Here is a 14,753-nt window from a genome sequence, read left to right as displayed (position 1 = left end):
ATATACTTGCCACATGCACGCAACTGATGTCGAGCTGGTCCGCCTGCACCTGCAGGAGACCCTCGGTGAGGTCTTCGGGCTCTTCGGCCGGCTCGTCGCCCGCCGCCAGGCCGAGGACCCCAGGGCGATGAGCCGCACCGACTACCTGCTGCTCGCCACCCTGCAGCACTGCCGGGCGGGTCAGCGCACCTCGCAGCTGGCCGAGGCCCTCGGCAACGACGCCTCCACGATCAGCCGACGCCTCACATGGCTGGAGTCCCACGGCCTCGTCGAGCGCCTCCCGGACCCCAGTGACGGGCGCGCCTCGATCGTCCGGCTGGCCGCCGCGGGCTCGGACGCCCTGGCCGTCGAGCGCACCGCCCGCACCGGCCTCCTCGCCGAGATGCTCGTCGACTGGCCCGAGGAGGACCTCGTCGAGCTCGCCCGCCTCATCGACAAGCTGGCGATCGACCTCGGCCGCGGCACCGGCACGCCCTCCGTCCCCACGACCTCCGGGAGCGCCTCATGAGCGCCACGACCACCCCCTACCGCATGAGCCCCGAGCACCGGCGGGTCTTCGTCGGGCTGATGCTCGGCATGCTCGTCGCCTCGATCAGCCAGACCATCGTCGGTCCCGCGCTGCCTCGTATCGTCGCCGAGCTCGGCGGCATGGAGCACTACAGCTGGGTCGCGACCGCGGCGATGCTCGTCTCCGCGGTCACCGTCCCGATCGTCGGCAAGCTCTCCGACCTCTACGGCCGGCGCAGCTTCTACATCGCCGGGATCTCGGTCTTCATGCTCGGCACCGTCTTCGCCGGCTTCGCCCAGAGCTTCTGGATGCTCATCGCCGCCCGCGCCATCCAGGGCCTCGGCATGGGGACGCTGATGCCGCTGTCGCAGACGATCATCGGCGACATCATCCCGCCCCGGCAGCGGGGGAAGTACCAGGGGATCATGGGCGCCGTCTTCGGCCTGACCTCCGTCGCCGGGCCGCTCGCCGGCGGCTTGATCACCGACCACCTCGGCTGGCGCTGGCTCTTCTTCGTCACCCTGCCGATCGGGCTGCTCGTCCTCGTCTTCATCACGAAGTTCCTCCACCTGCCCCACGAGCCGCGCCGGGCGAAGATCGACTACCCCGGCATCGCGACCCTCTCCACCGCCCTGGTCGCCCTGCTGCTCGCGGTCTCGATGGGCGGCAGCTCCTGGGCCTGGGGGTCGCACACCTCGCTGGCGCTCTTCTCGCTGAGCGTCCTCTCGGCCGCGGCCTTCGTCTTCATCGAGCTGCGGGCGAGCGAGCCGGTGCTCTCCCTCCGGCTGCTCACCGACCGGACCATCGCCCTGAGCCTGGTCTCGGCCTTCGGCATCGCGATGGTGATGTTCGGCGCGATCATCTACATCCCCGTCTACGCCCAGGGCGTCATCGGGGTCGACGCGACGAACTCCGGCCTGATCCTCATCCCGCTGATGCTCGGCTTCATCACCTGCGGCATCCTCACCGGCCTCATGGTCACCAAGACCGGGCACTACCGGCCCTTCATGCTCACCGGCATCGCCGTCATGGGCCTCGGCGTGCTGCTGCTGACCCGGCTGGACCACACCGCGACCGAGGGACAGCTGACCTTCGCGATGGTCGTGCTCGGCATCGGCCTCGGCATGGCGATGCAGCAGTACACGATGGTCGTGCAGAACGTCGTCGCCCGCTCCGACATGGGCGTGGCCACCGCCTCGACGCAGTTCTTCCGCAACGTCGGCTCCACGGTCGGCATCGCCGTCTACGGCGCGGTCATGACGAACGGCCTCGCGCAGCAGATCGCCGGCCACCTGCCCGCCGGGATGGCGAAGGGAGCCTCCTCCGGCATGGACGTCGGCTCCGTCGGCTCGGTGCTCGACCCGAGCACGCTGGACGAGCTGCCCGACGCGGTCGCCACCGCCGTGCGCTGGGGCCTGGCGGAGAAGCTCGGTGACGCCTTCTCCCTCGGCCTGCCGATCCTCCTGGTCGTCTTCGTCGCGACCTTCTTCATCCCGCACACCCCGCTGCGGGAGAGCACCCACGAGCACCCCGTGGAGGACGCCGGCCGGGAGGTCCTCGACGCCGACGGCGACGAGTGGGCCGAGCACCACGGGGAGACACACCTGCGAGACGGTCTCGCAGCCCCCCGCGGAGGATGATGCGGACCATCCCCCGCGCCCGCGCCGGCTCCCTTCGCGAAGGGGGCCGGCGCGCAGGGCTACCATCGGCCGCTCCGGTGCGCACTTCTCCGACCCCAGGAGGCCCGTCATGACCACCCACCCGTTCGACCTCTTCGGGCTCGAGACACTCCTCGACCCCGACGACCGCGACATGCAGCACACCGTCCGCTCGGTCCTCCGGGACACCGTCCGCCCCCACCTGGCGGACTGGTTCGAGGCGGGATCGGTCCCCGCACGCGAGCTCGCACAGGAGTTCGGGCGACACGGGCTGCTCGGCATGCACCTGGAGGGCTACGGGTGCGCCGGCACCTCGGCCACCGCCTACGGCCTGGCCTGCCTCGAGCTGGAGGCGGCCGACTCCGGCATCCGGTCCCTGGTCTCGGTCCAGGGGTCGCTCGCCATGTTCGCCATCCACCGGTGGGGCAGCGAGGAGCAGAAGCAGGAGTGGCTGCCGCGGATGGCGCAGGGGGAGGCCATCGGCTGCTTCGGCCTGACCGAGCCGGACTTCGGCTCCGACCCCGGGGGCATGCGCACCCGGGCCGTGCGTGACGGCGGTGACTGGATCCTCAGCGGCACGAAGATGTGGATCACCAACGCCCCCGTCGCCGACGTCGCCGTCGTCTGGGCCAACACCGACGAGGCACCGGGCGCCAAGGGCATCCGCGGGTTCGTCGTGCCCACCGACACCCCGGGCTTCTCCGCCCCCGAGATCACCCGGAAGCTCTCCCTTCGCGCCTCGGTCACCGGTGAGATCGTCCTGGATGACGTGCGCCTGCCCGACTCCGCGATGCTCCCCGGCGCCGCCGGACTCTCCGGGCCGCTGTCCTGCCTGGACGAGGCACGCTTCGGCATCGTCTTCGGCGCGGTCGGCGCCGCCCGGGACTGCCTCGAGACCGCGCTGGCCTATGTGGGTGACCGGGAGATCTTCGAGCGCCCCCTGGCCGGCTACCAGATCACCCAGACCAAGCTCGCCGACATGACCCTCGAGCTCGGCAAGGCCATGCTCCTGGCCATCCAGATCGGCCGGTTGAAGGACACCACCGGGGTGCGCCCGGAGCAGATCTCCCTCGGCAAGCTCAACAACTGCCGCGAGGCCATCACCATCGCCCGGGAGTGCCGCACCCTGCTCGGCGCGAACGGCATCACCCTCGAGTACCCGGTGCTGCGCCACGCCAACAACCTCGAGTCCGTCATGACCTACGAGGGCACCACCGAGGTGCACCAGCTGACGATCGGTCGCGCACTCACCGGCGAGTCCGCCTTCCGCTGAGCACCGTGGTGGAATGTTTGATTTTCAACTATAGTTGTCGGTGGTGAGCAACGAGCGAAGGAGCGCACCATGCCGGCCGTGACCGTCGAGAACATCCTGACCCTCCCCCGTGTCAGTCAGCCCCTGCCCGAGACCTCCCGCCCCGTGCTGTCGGTGACGACGGCGCCCCAGGGCCACGAGGGCGAGGGTTTCCCCGTGCGGAGGGCCTTCGCCGGCGTCGACACGGGTCGGCTGGACCCCTTCATCCACATGGACCAGATGGGTGAGGTCGAGTACGCCGCCGGTGAGGCGCGCGGTACCAGCTGGCACCCGCACCGGGGCTTCGAGACCGTCACGTACATCATCGACGGGACCTTCGCCCACGAGGACACCCACGGCGGTGGCGGCCTGATCACCAACGGCGACACCCAGTGGATGACCGCCGGGTCCGGGCTGCTGCACATCGAGGCGCCGCCGGAGGACCTCGTCGTGAAGGGTGGCCTCTTCCACGGCATCCAGCTGTGGGTCAACCTGCCCTCGGCGCAGAAGATGACCGACCCGAAGTACCAGGACATCCGCTCCGGCGAGGTCACCCTGCTGGCCAGCCACGACGGCGGCGCACTCGTGCGCATCATCGCCGGCGACCTGGACGGGCACGAGGGCCCCGGCATCACGACCACCCCGATCTCGATGCTCCACGCGACCGTGGCACCCGGCGCCCGGATGCACCTGCCCTGGCGTGCGGACTTCAACGGCCTGGCCTACGTCCTCTCCGGGCGCGGGCTCGTCGGTCCCGAGCGCCGCCCCGTCCGCGAGGGTCAGCTGGCCGTCTTCGGCTCCGGAGGCTCAGTCGAGGTCGCGGCCGAGGACGCCCAGGACAGCCGGAGCCCGTCCCTCGAGGTGCTGCTGCTCGGCGGCCGCCCGATCCGCGAGCCCGTCGCCGCCTACGGCCCCTTCGTCATGAACTCCCGCGACGAGCTGATCACGGCCTTCGAGGACTTCCAGGCCGGCCGGCTCGGCGTCATCCCGAAGACCCCGCGGGTGCGCTCGGCCCTCGAGGTCGTCGATGCGCTGAACCGGGGCGGGCACCCCGGGCACGACGTGCTCTGAGCACTCGTCAGCCGAAGGGGTCCTCGCCCCGCTTGAGGATGGCCCGCCGGCGCCCCTCCCTACCCGTCGCTGCCCACTGCTTGCGGGCCGCCGCCCGGGCCACGGGGTCGGCCCGGCGGGCGATCCACTCGGCCTCGCGCTGCAGCTTGACCCAGCTGTCGTAGCGCCGCTGCTCCAGACTCCCGTCCTCGAGCGCCGCCCGGATCGCGCACCCCGGCTCGGTGTCGTGGGCGCAGTCGCTGAAACGGCACCGGGCCGCCAGCTCCTCGACGTCGGGGAAGGTGCGCGCGACCCCCTCGCCGTCCTCGTGCAGGCCGGCCTCCCGCAGACCGGGGGTGTCGATGAGCACCCCGCCACCCGGGAGCGGGATCAGCTCGCGGGCGGTCGTCGTGTGCCGGCCCTTGCCGTCCTGGCGGGTCTGCGCGACGAGCTGGTCCGCGGAGCCGCTCAGGGCATTGACGAGCGTCGACTTGCCGGCGCCGGACTGCCCGATGAGCGCCGCGGTACCGCCGGCGAGGACCTCCCCGAGCTCCTCGATGCCCTCCCCGGTCTCCGCGGAGACCGACCGGACCGACGCGCCGGGGGCCGAGACCGCCACCTCGGCGAGGGTCCCCTCGGGGTCGTAGGCGAGATCGGCCTTCGTCAGCAGGACGAGCGGCTCGGCGCCGGACTCCCAGGCGAGCGCGAGGTAGCGCTCGATGCGGGCGAGGTTCACCCGGGTCTCGAAGGGCACCGCGATCACCACGTGGTCGAGGTTGGCCGCCATCACCTGCCCGGCAGAGCTCTTGCCCGCCACCTTGCGCACGATCGCGCTGCGGCGGGGCAGGACGAGACGGACCACGTCGCCGTCGTCGCGCCGCTCCAGCCCCACCCAGTCACCGGTGGTCGGCGCCTCCTCGCGAGCGCTGCCCGATCCCAGTCGGACCAGCGCCGGGGAGGTGCCGGTGGCGGTGTGCACCGTGACCCTCCCCCGGTCCACCCGACCGACCCGACCGGGCTCCAGTGCAAAGGGGGCGTCCGCCGCCGCCTCGCGGAAGGCCGCGGCGGTGGCCGGGTCCCACCCGAGGTCGATCAGGTGCGTGCTGGAGGTTTCCACCCGACGAAGGTGGCAGGTCGGCCCCCTTCGCCGCCAGTGATTTATCGCCGGCGCACGATCCAGATGATGAGGCCGATGATCACGACGACGCTGCCGAGGCAGCACAGCGCGCCGCCGATGCTCGCGGCGACGATGCCCGCGACGGAGACGCCCTCCCCTACGACGAAGGGAGCCGTGCAGTTGATGGTGTAGTCACCGCTGCCGTCGGCGTCGATGGCCATCACCCGGTGCAGGTCCCGGTCACCGAAGGAGACGTTCTCGTCGGCCACCGCGGTGTTCTCGACGGGGCCGTTCGGCCCGCTGGCGGTGCACGTGGCCAGCTCGTCCTCGGAGAAGACGCTCGTGCTCTCCCCGTCCTCGAGCGCGACGGTGTAACTGCCGTGGTGCATCGGCTGGTCGACCAGATCCTTGGCCGCGTTGAAGGCCCCGAAGCCACCGAACGCGCACAAGAGCAGCGACAGCAGCACGAGGACCCCGCCGATGCCGAGCACCCAGGCGTGGGCGCGGGACTTCTTGGGGGGCGGTTGGTAGGCGGGGGGGACGCTCATGCGCCGATCCTATGGTCGACTGCCACCCGGTCAGGTCCCGACACGTCGGCGGGACGGTCCCCCGAGAGCGGCCCAGACGGTCGTCTGCTTCTCATCGCGCAGCACCCCCCACTCGTGGGCCAGGCTGCGCACGATCCGCAGGCCCCGGCCGGAGGTGGCCCACACGGCCCGGGTCGCCGGGACCGGCTGGGTCTCGGCGCCGCCGTCGCTGACCTCGACCTCGACGCAGTCGCCGCGGGCCTTCCAGTGGATGCGGACCGTACGGTCCGAGAGCGGCTTGGCGTGGCGCAGCGAGTTGGTGACGAGCTCGGTCGTGACGAGCTCGGCCTCGCTGATGACCTCCTCGGAGACCTCCCTGGCGCGCAGGTCCAGCGCGACCGCCTCCCGGATCCTCGTGACCGTCGGCAGCTCCCACCGCGCACGGACGGTGCGGGCCTGTCCCCGCCCGATCTCTCCCCCGAAGGCGTCCGTCGTCGGGGCGGCGGCGCTGCCTCCCTGTGCTGCGACCATGTAGCTGGTCATCCTCCCTCGTGTGTCGTACGCGGCCATTGTCACCTCATCGACCGGTCCGGCCCAACCCCCGCCTCGACGAACGCCTACGCTGAGCGACCATGGGCAAGGCATCACGTCGCAAGAAGGAGGCGCGGGGCACCCGGACGAAGGTCCGCCCCGCACCGTACGTCGCGCGCCCCTTCGAGGGGCTCCCGAACGAGCGGGACTGGGTCGCCACCTACGAGATCCTGCCGGCGGCGACGGCCACGGTGACGCTGGACCCGGCCGCCGTGCCGGAGGGCTCCCCCGAGACGGTGACCCTCGCGACGGTGCTCCCCATGGCCTGGCCCGCACTGCGGCGGGAGCAGGGTGAGGTGCTGGTCGCCAGCCAGTCCGGCTCCTCCAGCGGCGACCCCAGCCGGGACCTCGCCCAGGCCCTGCTCTCGGCTCTGGCGAGCGAGCCCGGCGCCGCGGTCCAGCAGCTGCCGCGCAGCACCGCGGAAACCCCCCGCCTGCAGGACCTCGTGGTGGCGGACGCCCCCTTCGAGGTCACCGTGCACGAGGGCTTCGACTTCTGGGTGGACGACCAGGACCTCTCCGGTGAGGCCGCGACGTCCCTGGAGCGGGCCAACGAGTCGGTCGTGCCGACCGTCGTCCTGCCGGCCACCCCTTCGACCTACTGGTGCCGCATCGGCGAGCGCACCTACATCCGGCACGTCCTCGCCGAGGACGAGGAGTCCGCGACGACCGCGCTCGCGCGGCTGCACGCGAAGGGGGAGGCCCACCTCGACGGCGACGGCCGGCTGCTCGGCGCCTTCCGCGCGCAGGGCCTGCTCGTGCCGGTGTGGGAGGTGCCGGCCGACTCCGAGCCGCAGGAGCACGACCGGGCGGTCGCCGACTTCGCCGAGCGCTACGCGGACGCCCTGGCGGTCACCGACGAGCTGACCGCCGAGGAGCGCCGGGCCCGCTCGGGGCTGCTCTCGCGCCAGGTGACGCTGCGCTGATGTCCGGGTACGCCTACCTCGGGCCCGAGGGCACCTTCACCCAGCAGGCGCTGCTCAGCTGGGGACCCTCCGAGGACGCCCCCCAGGTACCGCTCGGGTCGGTCGACTCCGCTCTGGAGGCGCTGCGCTCCAAGGAGGTCGACGCGGCCGTCGTCCCGATCGAGAACTCCGTCGAAGGGGGCGTCTCGGCCACCCTCGACGCCCTCGCCTCCGGCGGCCCGCTCGTCGTCGTCGGCGAGGTCCTCGTGCCGATCACCTTCGTCGTGTGCGCCCGTCCCGGGACGTCGCTGGACTCGGTGCGCGCGGTCGGCACCCACAGCCACGCGTGGGCGCAGGTGCGCGGCTGGGCGGAGTCGACCGTGCCCAAGGCGATCTACGTGCCGACGCTCTCGACCGCCTCGGCGGCGAAGGACCTGCTCGAGCACCCCGAGGAGGTCGGGTACGAGGCGGCAGTGTGCGCGCCGGTGGCCGCGGAGCGCTTCGGCCTGGAGGTGCTCGCCTCCGACATCGGCGACATGGCCAATGCGGTGACGCGCTTCGTGGTCGTCGCGCGGCCGGAGTGGCTGCCCGCGCCGACGGGCCGGGACAAGACGACCGTCGTGCTCTACCAGCGCTCCGACCGTGCCGGTGGCCTGCTCGAGCTGCTCGAGCAGTTCGCCGTGCGCGGGATCAACATGACCCGGCTGGAGTCACGGCCGACGAAGGAGTCGATGGGCTCCTACTGCTTCTCGATCGACTTCGAGGGACACGTGCAGGACGAGCGGGTCGGCGCGGCGCTGATGAGCCTGCACCGCGTCTGCGCCGACGTGCGCTTCCTCGGCTCCTACCCCGCGGCCTCCGGGGCGGAGATCCAGGTCGACCCGATCACCACCGATGAGGCCTTCGTCGAGGCGCGGGGCTGGCTGGACCGGCTTCGTGCGCTCGGCGAGTAGGGCGAGCCTCACGCATCGGTCTCCCACGGATCGAGCACCTTGACCCGCGAATCCGCGAAGTCGCGCACATTGCGGGTCACCACCGTCAGCCCGTGCACGATGGCTGTCGCCGCGATGAGGGCGTCACGCTCCGGGCGAGGATCCGGCACATGGAGGTCCGCCGCCTGCCGGGCCACTGCAACGTCGACCGGCAACACCCGACCGGCGAAGGCGTCAAGCACCTCCTCCTCGAGCCACGCCAGCAACTTCGCGGCCCGGCCCTCGTCCCGACAGGCCAGTCGCCGGATCCCCAGCTCGATCTCGAGCACCGTGATGCTCGAGAGGTACAACCCGGACGGTGACTGCGCCGCCGTCCATCGCCGCACGCCCGCGTCGGCACGTCCCTCGGGCTTGCGCAGCTCGCTGATGACATTGGTGTCGAGCAGGTGGCTCACAGGTCGGGTACTCGCAGCCCGATCTCGACCGGCGTGAAGTCGAGGTCGTCCTCCTCGGGCATGCTCAGGCGATCGACGAGGTCTTCCCCGTCCTCGCCGAGCTGCCGGTAGGCGTCGATCGACAGCAGCACAAAGGCCGGCTCGCCCCGATCGGTGATGACGACGGGGGACTGGGTCGCCGCACGCTTGGCTGCACTCACGTCCTGGTTGAACTCCCGCGCACTCATCGTCGTCACGCCGACCACCTCCGTAGGTACGTACCTACGTTACGTCTCTACGGGCTGGGCGACAAGACCTCACAGGTACTCCCGGTCACTGATGCGCTCGGCCACCCAGCCGTTGACGCCGGTCCACTGCTCGTCGAGCCACCGGGCGACCTCCTCGGGCCGGTCGGGCACCTCCTCGCCCCGGAAGAACCGCCCCCGCAGCAGCAGCCGGTTGCGGAAGGGCACGGCGCGCACGACCTTCCACGGGCCGGCGAGCATCTCCAGCCCGGTGTGGGCGATGACGAGCACGTCGACGTCGGGGGCGTGCTCGCGGATGGCGGCCACCCCCCGGGAGCGCGGCTCCAGCACCCACGGGCGCCTCGCCGCGCGCTCGGCCGCCTCGGTCCGGCCACGCTGCTGCAGCCGCTCCACCTGCTCCTCGAAGCGGTCCGGTGACCAGTTGCGCCCCTCCGGGAAGATGAGCATCGCGTCCTCACCCCTGAGGGACTTCGCGAGCTCGGCGACCCCCTTCGTCCGGTCGTCGCCGGCGCCGGAGCGGGAGGGCACGAAGTAGGAGTGCAGCCGGTGCAGCACGGTCGCCACGCCCGGGTCCCAGAGCATCGCGTCGGCGAGGACGATCCGCGGGATCCGGCCGGCCCGGGCGAGCAGCCACCCGAGCGCGAGCGAGTCGGCCGGCCCGGCGTGCCGGGAGATCACGACGAGGGGCCGTCCCGGCCGGCCGAGCTGCAGCTCGCCCTCGGTCTCGATCCGGAAACCGACGAGCACCCGCGCAGCGTGCATGACGCTCTTGAGGGTCTCGACGATCGCGTCGAGGTGGTCCTGCTCCCAGGTCCTCGACCTGCCGAAGGGAGAGCGCACCCGCAGCCACCAACACCGCGCGACGATGCCGATGTCCTCCCACATGAACCACATCGTCAGCAGCAGGCACCGCGGCAGCGCGAGCCGCCGGTCGATCGGCCACAGCAGCAGGGTGACCGCCGCCAGCCCGATGAAGACGAGGGAGAGCACCGCCCCGACCACCGGGTAGGCGACCTGCATGAGCACCCGGAGCCAGCTCGGCGGCGCCGGGAGCGAAGGGAGTGAGCTGATCCTCATCGACGCCCCGCCAGATAGGCGCTCGAGGCGGTGAAGGCGCGCCGCATACGCTCCCGGGGGTCCTCGCGACGCGACTGCCCGAGGATCGCGCTGGTCGGGATCGGTCCGCTCCCGCTCGGGAGGACGTGCAGCTCGATGCCGTCAGGCACCTGCTCGACCTCCTCGACGAAGCGGTGCCGTCGGGCGATCTCGAAGGCCACCTCGGCGACCGCCAGGGGGCCCGTCGGCACCTGCAGCGGCTGCTCCACCCGGCCGACCTGCAGCACGTGGATCTCGGTGGCGCCCAGGGCGATCGCCCGCCCCACGGGGATCGAGTGGACGAGCCCGCCGTCGTAGTGGTGCCCGCCCTCGACCTCGACGGGGGCGAAGAGCCCGGGCACGGCGCAGCTGGCCGCGACCGCCGGCGCGACCGGCCCCTCGGTGAACCACCGGGACGCGGCGGTCTCGATCTGCGCGGCCACGCACTGGAAGGGCACCGTGAGGTCCTCGATGCGCTCGACCTCCAGGTGCTCCCGCACGAGGTCCGGGATGAGCGAGGGACTCATGACGTGCGTGCGGTGGCGGGCGAAGCGCGCCGCCCGCCGGGTCCGGGACTCGTCCATCTGCCCGGAGGCGAAGACGTGCTGCCAGAGCAGCTCGAGGCCGGCAACTCCCTTCGCCGTGGGGTCGGCCGCGACGAAGGCGCCGTTGACGGCCCCGATGCTCGTCCCGACGACGAGGTCCGGCGTGATGTCCGCGGCCAGCAGGGCTTGCAGCATCCCGACCTGGCTGGCTCCGAGCGCACCGCCACCACCGAGGACGAAGGCGACGGTCGACATGCGCCCCAGATTACTGGCCGGGCGGGTCGCGCCGGATGACGTCCACCCCGACGTCGAGCGAGCTGCCGCCGCCGTCGGAGAAGATCACGCCCTTGAGCGGGGAGACGTCACGGAAGTCGCGCCCCCACCCGGTGACGACGTAGCGCGAGTCGGCGAAGTGGTCGTTCGTCGGGTCCAGGTCGACCCAGTCACCCTCCGGCGTCATCGCCGAGACCCACGCGTGCGAGGCGTCGGAGCCGGCGAGCTTCGGCCTGCCCGGCGGCGGTGTGGTCTCGATGTACCCCGAGACGTAGCGCCCCGGCAGGCCGACGGCGCGCAGGCAGCCCAGCGCGAGGTGGGCGAAGTCCTGGCAGACGCCCGTCCGCTGCTCCAGCAGCTCGGGGAGGGTCGTGCGCACGTTCGTCGTGCCCTTCGCGTACTCGAAGTCGGCGTGGATCTCGCCGTAGAGCGCGGCGAGCGCCTCCCCGAGGGGGCGCTCCGGCGGCAGGATCCGCGCGGCGTAGGCCTCCACCTCCGGGGCCGTGACGTCCACGAGCGGGGAGGGCAGGCGGTACTGCGAGGCCTCCACGCGGTCCACGTGCTCCCCGGCGTCGATGAGCTCGGCGGCCCCGCCGACGGTCCAGGCATCCAGCCGCGCCAGGTCCGGCGGCGGCCACTCGATCTCCAGGAGGCTGACCTTGCTCACCTCGAGCACGGTGTGCGGGGTGCGCACCTCGTAGAAGCTGGAGTGGTTGCCGAAGTGGTCCACGTGGTGGGTGAGCACGTGCGGCTCGGGAGTGATCTCGACCTCGTGGCTGACGACGCGCTGCTGCTCGGTCTCCCTGGGCCGCAGCAGCGCCCGCCCGAAGGAGTCGGTCACGTACTCCTCGTAGGTGTAGGTGGTGCGGTGGCGCACCTCGTAACGACGGCGGGTGTGGTGCTCCGGCTGACGAAGGGGGTCGCTCACGTGCTCACCTGCCCACCGCTCCACTGCACCGGCTGGACCGGGCGGCCGCGCGTCTTGCGCACGAAGTGCGCCCGGTCGACCTCGGCGTGGATCTCCCGCAGCCGGGCGCCGACCTCGAGCAGCTCGCGCGCCAGCGGCGTGCGCCCCTCCTCGAAGAGCAGATCCAGGTCGAGGCCGGCGATCCGGGTGGCGAGCGAGCGCGCCTGCGCCAGTGCGGTTTCGTCGCCGATGACACTGAGCGCCTCGACGAGACGCTCGATCTGGAAGGCGACCGAACGCGGGTTCGTCAGGTCCCCGAGGATGAGGTCGAGCGCCGCCTGGAGCGAGGAGAGCGGTCCCAGGCCATTCGCCAAGCGGCGGCGGAAGGTGATGACTGACTCGGTCGCGATGAGCGCGGCCTCCGTCGTGCTCCCCTCGACGACAGGCGTACGTTCGACCGCGATGACCGAGCGCAGCAGCCGGATCGTCTGCTGCGCTCGCTCGACCCGCTTGCCGGCGTCGGCGAAGGCCCAGGCGGGGTCACGCACGAGGGACTCGACGCCGATGCCGGCGAGGGCGAGCAGCCCCTCGATGGTCTCCATGAGCAGCTCCTGCAGGTCGTCGTGCGGGACGGCGTGCTGCAGGGTGCGCTCGAGGCGGGACATGATCAGCCAGGTGTCGACGGAGAGGACCTGGCGCACCGCCTGGGCGGCGTTGACCGCGCGGCGGGTGCTGTAGGCGACCGACCCGGCGATCCGCGGGTCGAGGGTGAGGTCGCGCAGGTGCGGCAGCGGGTCCGCGCGCCGCTCGCTCCCTTCGTCACCGAGGAAGCCGGGGCGCACGCCCATCACCTCGGTGACCGCCTCGAGCATGACGGTCATCGCCGTGTGGCCGGTGGTGCCGGGCCGCCCGACGTGGTCGTCGACGAGGTCGTCCGCGACCCGCAGCAGCCGGGCGGCCGCCTCGGCCCGTTCGGTGTAGCGGCCCATCCAGTACAGGTCGGCCGCGACGCGTGGTGCGGGCGCCGCGGAGGTGACCGGCGCCTGCCCGCGGAAGGCGGTGGGCAGGTGGGGCAGGCCCCCTTCGCCGTCGGCACCGGTCTCGACCCGCACCCACACGTCCTTGCTCATCGCGCCGGTGAGGCTGGAGATGTCGCCGGAGTCGGGGCGGGTGGCCAGGCGCGCGAGACCGCCCGGGAGCACCGCGTAGTCCTCCTCGTCGGCGACGGCGAAGGTCCGCAGCACGACGTGCCTGGGCTCCAGTCCCTCGGCGGTGACGACGGGGGCGGTGGACATCGTGAGCGGGTCCTGGGCGGTCCAGCGCCACGGTTCGGCCTGGATCCGCAGCGCGAGCCGGTCCCGCTCCTGCCCGCTCAGTTCCCAGCCGAAGTACGGGCGCTCGTCGGCGGTGCGGGAGGTCGGCTTGACCACGAGGCTGGAGAGGTTGGTGACGATGTGGCTGAGGTGGGTGCGTTCGCCTCCCCACCACGTCTGGGTCGAAGGGAGCGCCAGGTCCTCGTCGAGCAGGTGGCGGCAGATCGCGGGCAGGTAGGGGATGAGCGCCGGGTTCTCCAGGACGCCGGAGGTCACCGGGTTCACGATCGAGACGTGGCCGAGGCGGGCGGCCTCGAGGACGCCGGGCAAGCCGAGGCGGGAGTCGCTGCGCAGGTCCAGCTGGTCGATGTCGCGGCCGGCGAGCCGGCGCAGGATGACGTCGACCGGGGACAGGCCGCTCGTGGTGCGCATCCAGATCCGCCCGTCGCGGCTCACGAGGTCCTCGGACTCGACGACGGGAATGCCGAGCAGCGTGGACTGGAGGGCCTCGTCGAAGGCGGCCTCGCTGAGCGCGCCGGGGGTGAGGATGACCGCGCGCGGCGGGTCGTCGGTCTGCGGGGCGACCCGGGTGAGGGTCTGCTGCACGGTGTGGAAGAAGCCGCGCAGGTGGGCCAGGTCGAGGTCGCGGTGCAGGCCGGGCAGCACACGGGCGGTGATGCGGCGGTTGGCCATCGCGTAGCCGGCGCCGCTGGGGGCCTGGGTCCGGTCGGCGAAGACCCGCCAGGTGCCGGCGTGGTCGCGGGCCAGGTCCATGGCGGGCGTGACGAGCTGGCGGGGGCCGGGCAGCCGGATGCCGTCGGCCTGCGGGAGCCAGTCGCCGTGGCCGTGGACGACGGCGCCGGGCAGCACGCCGTCGCGGACGAGACGCTGCGGGCCGGTGAGGTCGGTGAGGACCTGGTCGAGGAGCACGGCACGCTGACGGACCCCGCGCTCGAGTCGGGCCCACTCGTCGGTACCGAAGGTGAGCGGGACGGGGTCGAGTTGCCAGGTGCGCGGTTCGCTCGGCGCGCGGCTGCCGGGCGTCTGCTCGTCCTCGTCCTCGGCGACGCCGCCGCCGTAGGTGATGCCCTCGTCGGCGACGAAGCGGCGGGACTCGGAACGGGCGAGCAGCAGCCCGGTCAGGCCGGTGTCGGTGATGGTCTGCGCGAGCTGCTCGGCCGGCTCGCGCACACCGTCGAGGGTGACGACCTCGTCCACACCCTCGGTCGTGGTCACGACCTCCCGGTAGGCGTCCAGAGGGCTCGGGCGGCCCCCTCCGGCGGGCAGTGCGGACATGTGGACGAGACTAACCGCGTGCCTCCCCTCCGACGAAGTGTGAAG

General features: G+C 72.3%; 15 protein-coding genes. 6 read left to right on the top strand and 9 right to left on the bottom strand.

Features of this window, described 5'->3' with window-relative positions; all coding sequences use genetic code 11:
• The first annotated feature begins 13 nt into the window (after positions 1-13).
• The 4 genes from JCO01S_RS00820 to JCO01S_RS00805 all read left to right on the top strand — a co-directional run bounded on the left by JCO01S_RS00820 (position 14) and on the right by JCO01S_RS00805 (position 4,528).
• Positions 14-508, top strand: a complete 495-nt coding sequence (locus tag JCO01S_RS00820) for a MarR family winged helix-turn-helix transcriptional regulator (protein ID WP_068249467.1) — start codon at positions 14-16, stop codon at positions 506-508.
• Entirely contained in the window at positions 505-2,148 is a 1,644-nt protein-coding gene (locus JCO01S_RS00815) for an MDR family MFS transporter (RefSeq protein ID WP_084342521.1), read from the top strand. Before JCO01S_RS00820 ends, JCO01S_RS00815 begins: the two co-directional genes overlap by 4 nt.
• 109 nt (positions 2,149-2,257) lie before the next feature.
• On the top strand, positions 2,258-3,439 hold the full coding sequence (locus JCO01S_RS00810) for an acyl-CoA dehydrogenase family protein (protein ID WP_068249465.1): 1,182 nt from the start codon (positions 2,258-2,260) through the stop codon (positions 3,437-3,439).
• 69 nt (positions 3,440-3,508) lie between these two features.
• Complete coding sequence (locus JCO01S_RS00805; protein WP_068249463.1) at positions 3,509-4,528, top strand: pirin family protein; 1,020 nt, start codon at positions 3,509-3,511, stop codon at positions 4,526-4,528.
• Positions 4,529-4,535: 7 nt separating this feature from the next.
• Here the strand turns inward: JCO01S_RS00805 and rsgA are convergent, their stop codons facing one another.
• The 3 genes from rsgA to JCO01S_RS00790 are packed head-to-tail and all read right to left on the bottom strand — an operon-like array spanning position 4,536 to position 6,694.
• Positions 4,536-5,624, bottom strand: coding sequence for a ribosome small subunit-dependent GTPase A (gene rsgA / locus JCO01S_RS00800; protein ID WP_068249461.1), 1,089 nt, complete (start codon positions 5,622-5,624; stop codon positions 4,536-4,538).
• A gap of 41 nt (positions 5,625-5,665) precedes the next feature.
• Complete coding sequence (locus JCO01S_RS00795; protein ID WP_068249459.1) at positions 5,666-6,172, bottom strand: hypothetical protein; 507 nt, start codon at positions 6,170-6,172, stop codon at positions 5,666-5,668.
• Positions 6,173-6,202: 30 nt separating this feature from the next.
• Positions 6,203-6,694: an ATP-binding protein gene (locus JCO01S_RS00790; RefSeq protein WP_245634292.1), complete on the bottom strand. Its 492-nt coding sequence runs from the start codon at positions 6,692-6,694 to the stop codon at positions 6,203-6,205.
• An 89-nt stretch (positions 6,695-6,783) separates the two neighbouring features.
• On the opposite strand from JCO01S_RS00790, the gene JCO01S_RS00785 reads away from it, so the two are divergent.
• Together JCO01S_RS00785 and pheA are read left to right on the top strand one after the other, a co-directional pair.
• Positions 6,784-7,668, top strand: a complete 885-nt coding sequence (locus tag JCO01S_RS00785; protein WP_068249457.1) for a DUF5926 family protein — start codon at positions 6,784-6,786, stop codon at positions 7,666-7,668.
• A complete protein-coding gene (gene pheA, locus JCO01S_RS00780) occupies positions 7,668-8,600 on the top strand; it encodes a prephenate dehydratase (RefSeq protein ID WP_068249455.1) in 933 nt (310 codons plus the stop codon). Before JCO01S_RS00785 ends, pheA begins: the two co-directional genes overlap by 1 nt.
• An 8-nt stretch (positions 8,601-8,608) precedes the next feature.
• On the opposite strand, the gene JCO01S_RS00775 is transcribed toward pheA, so the two are convergent.
• The 6 genes from JCO01S_RS00775 to JCO01S_RS00750 form a co-directional block, all read right to left on the bottom strand.
• A complete protein-coding gene (locus JCO01S_RS00775) occupies positions 8,609-9,034 on the bottom strand; it encodes a type II toxin-antitoxin system VapC family toxin (RefSeq protein ID WP_068249453.1) in 426 nt (141 codons plus the stop codon).
• Positions 9,031-9,261 (bottom strand): type II toxin-antitoxin system Phd/YefM family antitoxin, encoded by a 231-nt coding sequence (locus JCO01S_RS00770; RefSeq protein WP_218002200.1) that lies wholly within the window; start codon positions 9,259-9,261, stop codon positions 9,031-9,033. The genes JCO01S_RS00775 and JCO01S_RS00770 overlap by 4 nt, the downstream gene beginning before the upstream one ends.
• A gap of 69 nt (positions 9,262-9,330) precedes the next feature.
• Positions 9,331-10,356 carry a 1-acyl-sn-glycerol-3-phosphate acyltransferase gene (locus JCO01S_RS00765; protein WP_084342520.1) on the bottom strand — a complete coding sequence of 342 codons (1,026 nt, stop codon included), beginning with the start codon at positions 10,354-10,356 and terminating at the stop codon, positions 9,331-9,333.
• Positions 10,353-11,174, bottom strand: coding sequence for a patatin-like phospholipase family protein (locus tag JCO01S_RS00760; RefSeq protein ID WP_068249449.1), 822 nt, complete (start codon positions 11,172-11,174; stop codon positions 10,353-10,355). Before JCO01S_RS00760 ends, JCO01S_RS00765 begins: the two co-directional genes overlap by 4 nt.
• A gap of 10 nt (positions 11,175-11,184) precedes the next feature.
• Entirely contained in the window at positions 11,185-12,120 is a 936-nt protein-coding gene (locus tag JCO01S_RS00755; protein WP_068249447.1) for a transglutaminase family protein, read from the bottom strand.
• On the bottom strand, positions 12,117-14,708 hold the full coding sequence (locus tag JCO01S_RS00750) for a circularly permuted type 2 ATP-grasp protein (protein WP_068249445.1): 2,592 nt from the start codon (positions 14,706-14,708) through the stop codon (positions 12,117-12,119). The genes JCO01S_RS00755 and JCO01S_RS00750 overlap by 4 nt, the downstream gene beginning before the upstream one ends.
• Positions 14,709-14,753: the final 45 nt, after the last annotated feature.

Source organism: Janibacter corallicola NBRC 107790, assembly GCF_001570965.1.
In the GTDB taxonomy this organism is placed as follows: Bacteria; Actinomycetota; Actinomycetes; order Actinomycetales; family Dermatophilaceae; genus Janibacter; species Janibacter corallicola.
Note: the sequence above shows the minus strand (reverse complement) of the source record. Positions and strands in the feature narration are given on the sequence as shown.

Coding starts and splice junctions, on each gene's coding strand:
- JCO01S_RS00765 (WP_084342520.1), bottom strand. CDS start 10,356: ATGAGGATCAGCTCACTCCCTTCGCTCCCGGCGCCGCCGAGCTGGCTC.
- JCO01S_RS00795 (WP_068249459.1), bottom strand. CDS start 6,172: ATGAGCGTCCCCCCCGCCTACCAACCGCCCCCCAAGAAGTCCCGCGCC.
- JCO01S_RS00820 (WP_068249467.1), top strand. CDS start 14: ATGCACGCAACTGATGTCGAGCTGGTCCGCCTGCACCTGCAGGAGACC.
- pheA (WP_068249455.1), top strand. CDS start 7,668: ATGTCCGGGTACGCCTACCTCGGGCCCGAGGGCACCTTCACCCAGCAG.
- JCO01S_RS00760 (WP_068249449.1), bottom strand. CDS start 11,174: ATGTCGACCGTCGCCTTCGTCCTCGGTGGTGGCGGTGCGCTCGGAGCC.
- JCO01S_RS00810 (WP_068249465.1), top strand. CDS start 2,258: ATGACCACCCACCCGTTCGACCTCTTCGGGCTCGAGACACTCCTCGAC.
- JCO01S_RS00770 (WP_218002200.1), bottom strand. CDS start 9,261: ATGAGTGCGCGGGAGTTCAACCAGGACGTGAGTGCAGCCAAGCGTGCG.
- JCO01S_RS00805 (WP_068249463.1), top strand. CDS start 3,509: ATGCCGGCCGTGACCGTCGAGAACATCCTGACCCTCCCCCGTGTCAGT.
- JCO01S_RS00790 (WP_245634292.1), bottom strand. CDS start 6,694: ATGACCAGCTACATGGTCGCAGCACAGGGAGGCAGCGCCGCCGCCCCG.
- JCO01S_RS00815 (WP_084342521.1), top strand. CDS start 505: ATGAGCGCCACGACCACCCCCTACCGCATGAGCCCCGAGCACCGGCGG.
- JCO01S_RS00750 (WP_068249445.1), bottom strand. CDS start 14,708: ATGTCCGCACTGCCCGCCGGAGGGGGCCGCCCGAGCCCTCTGGACGCC.
- JCO01S_RS00785 (WP_068249457.1), top strand. CDS start 6,784: ATGGGCAAGGCATCACGTCGCAAGAAGGAGGCGCGGGGCACCCGGACG.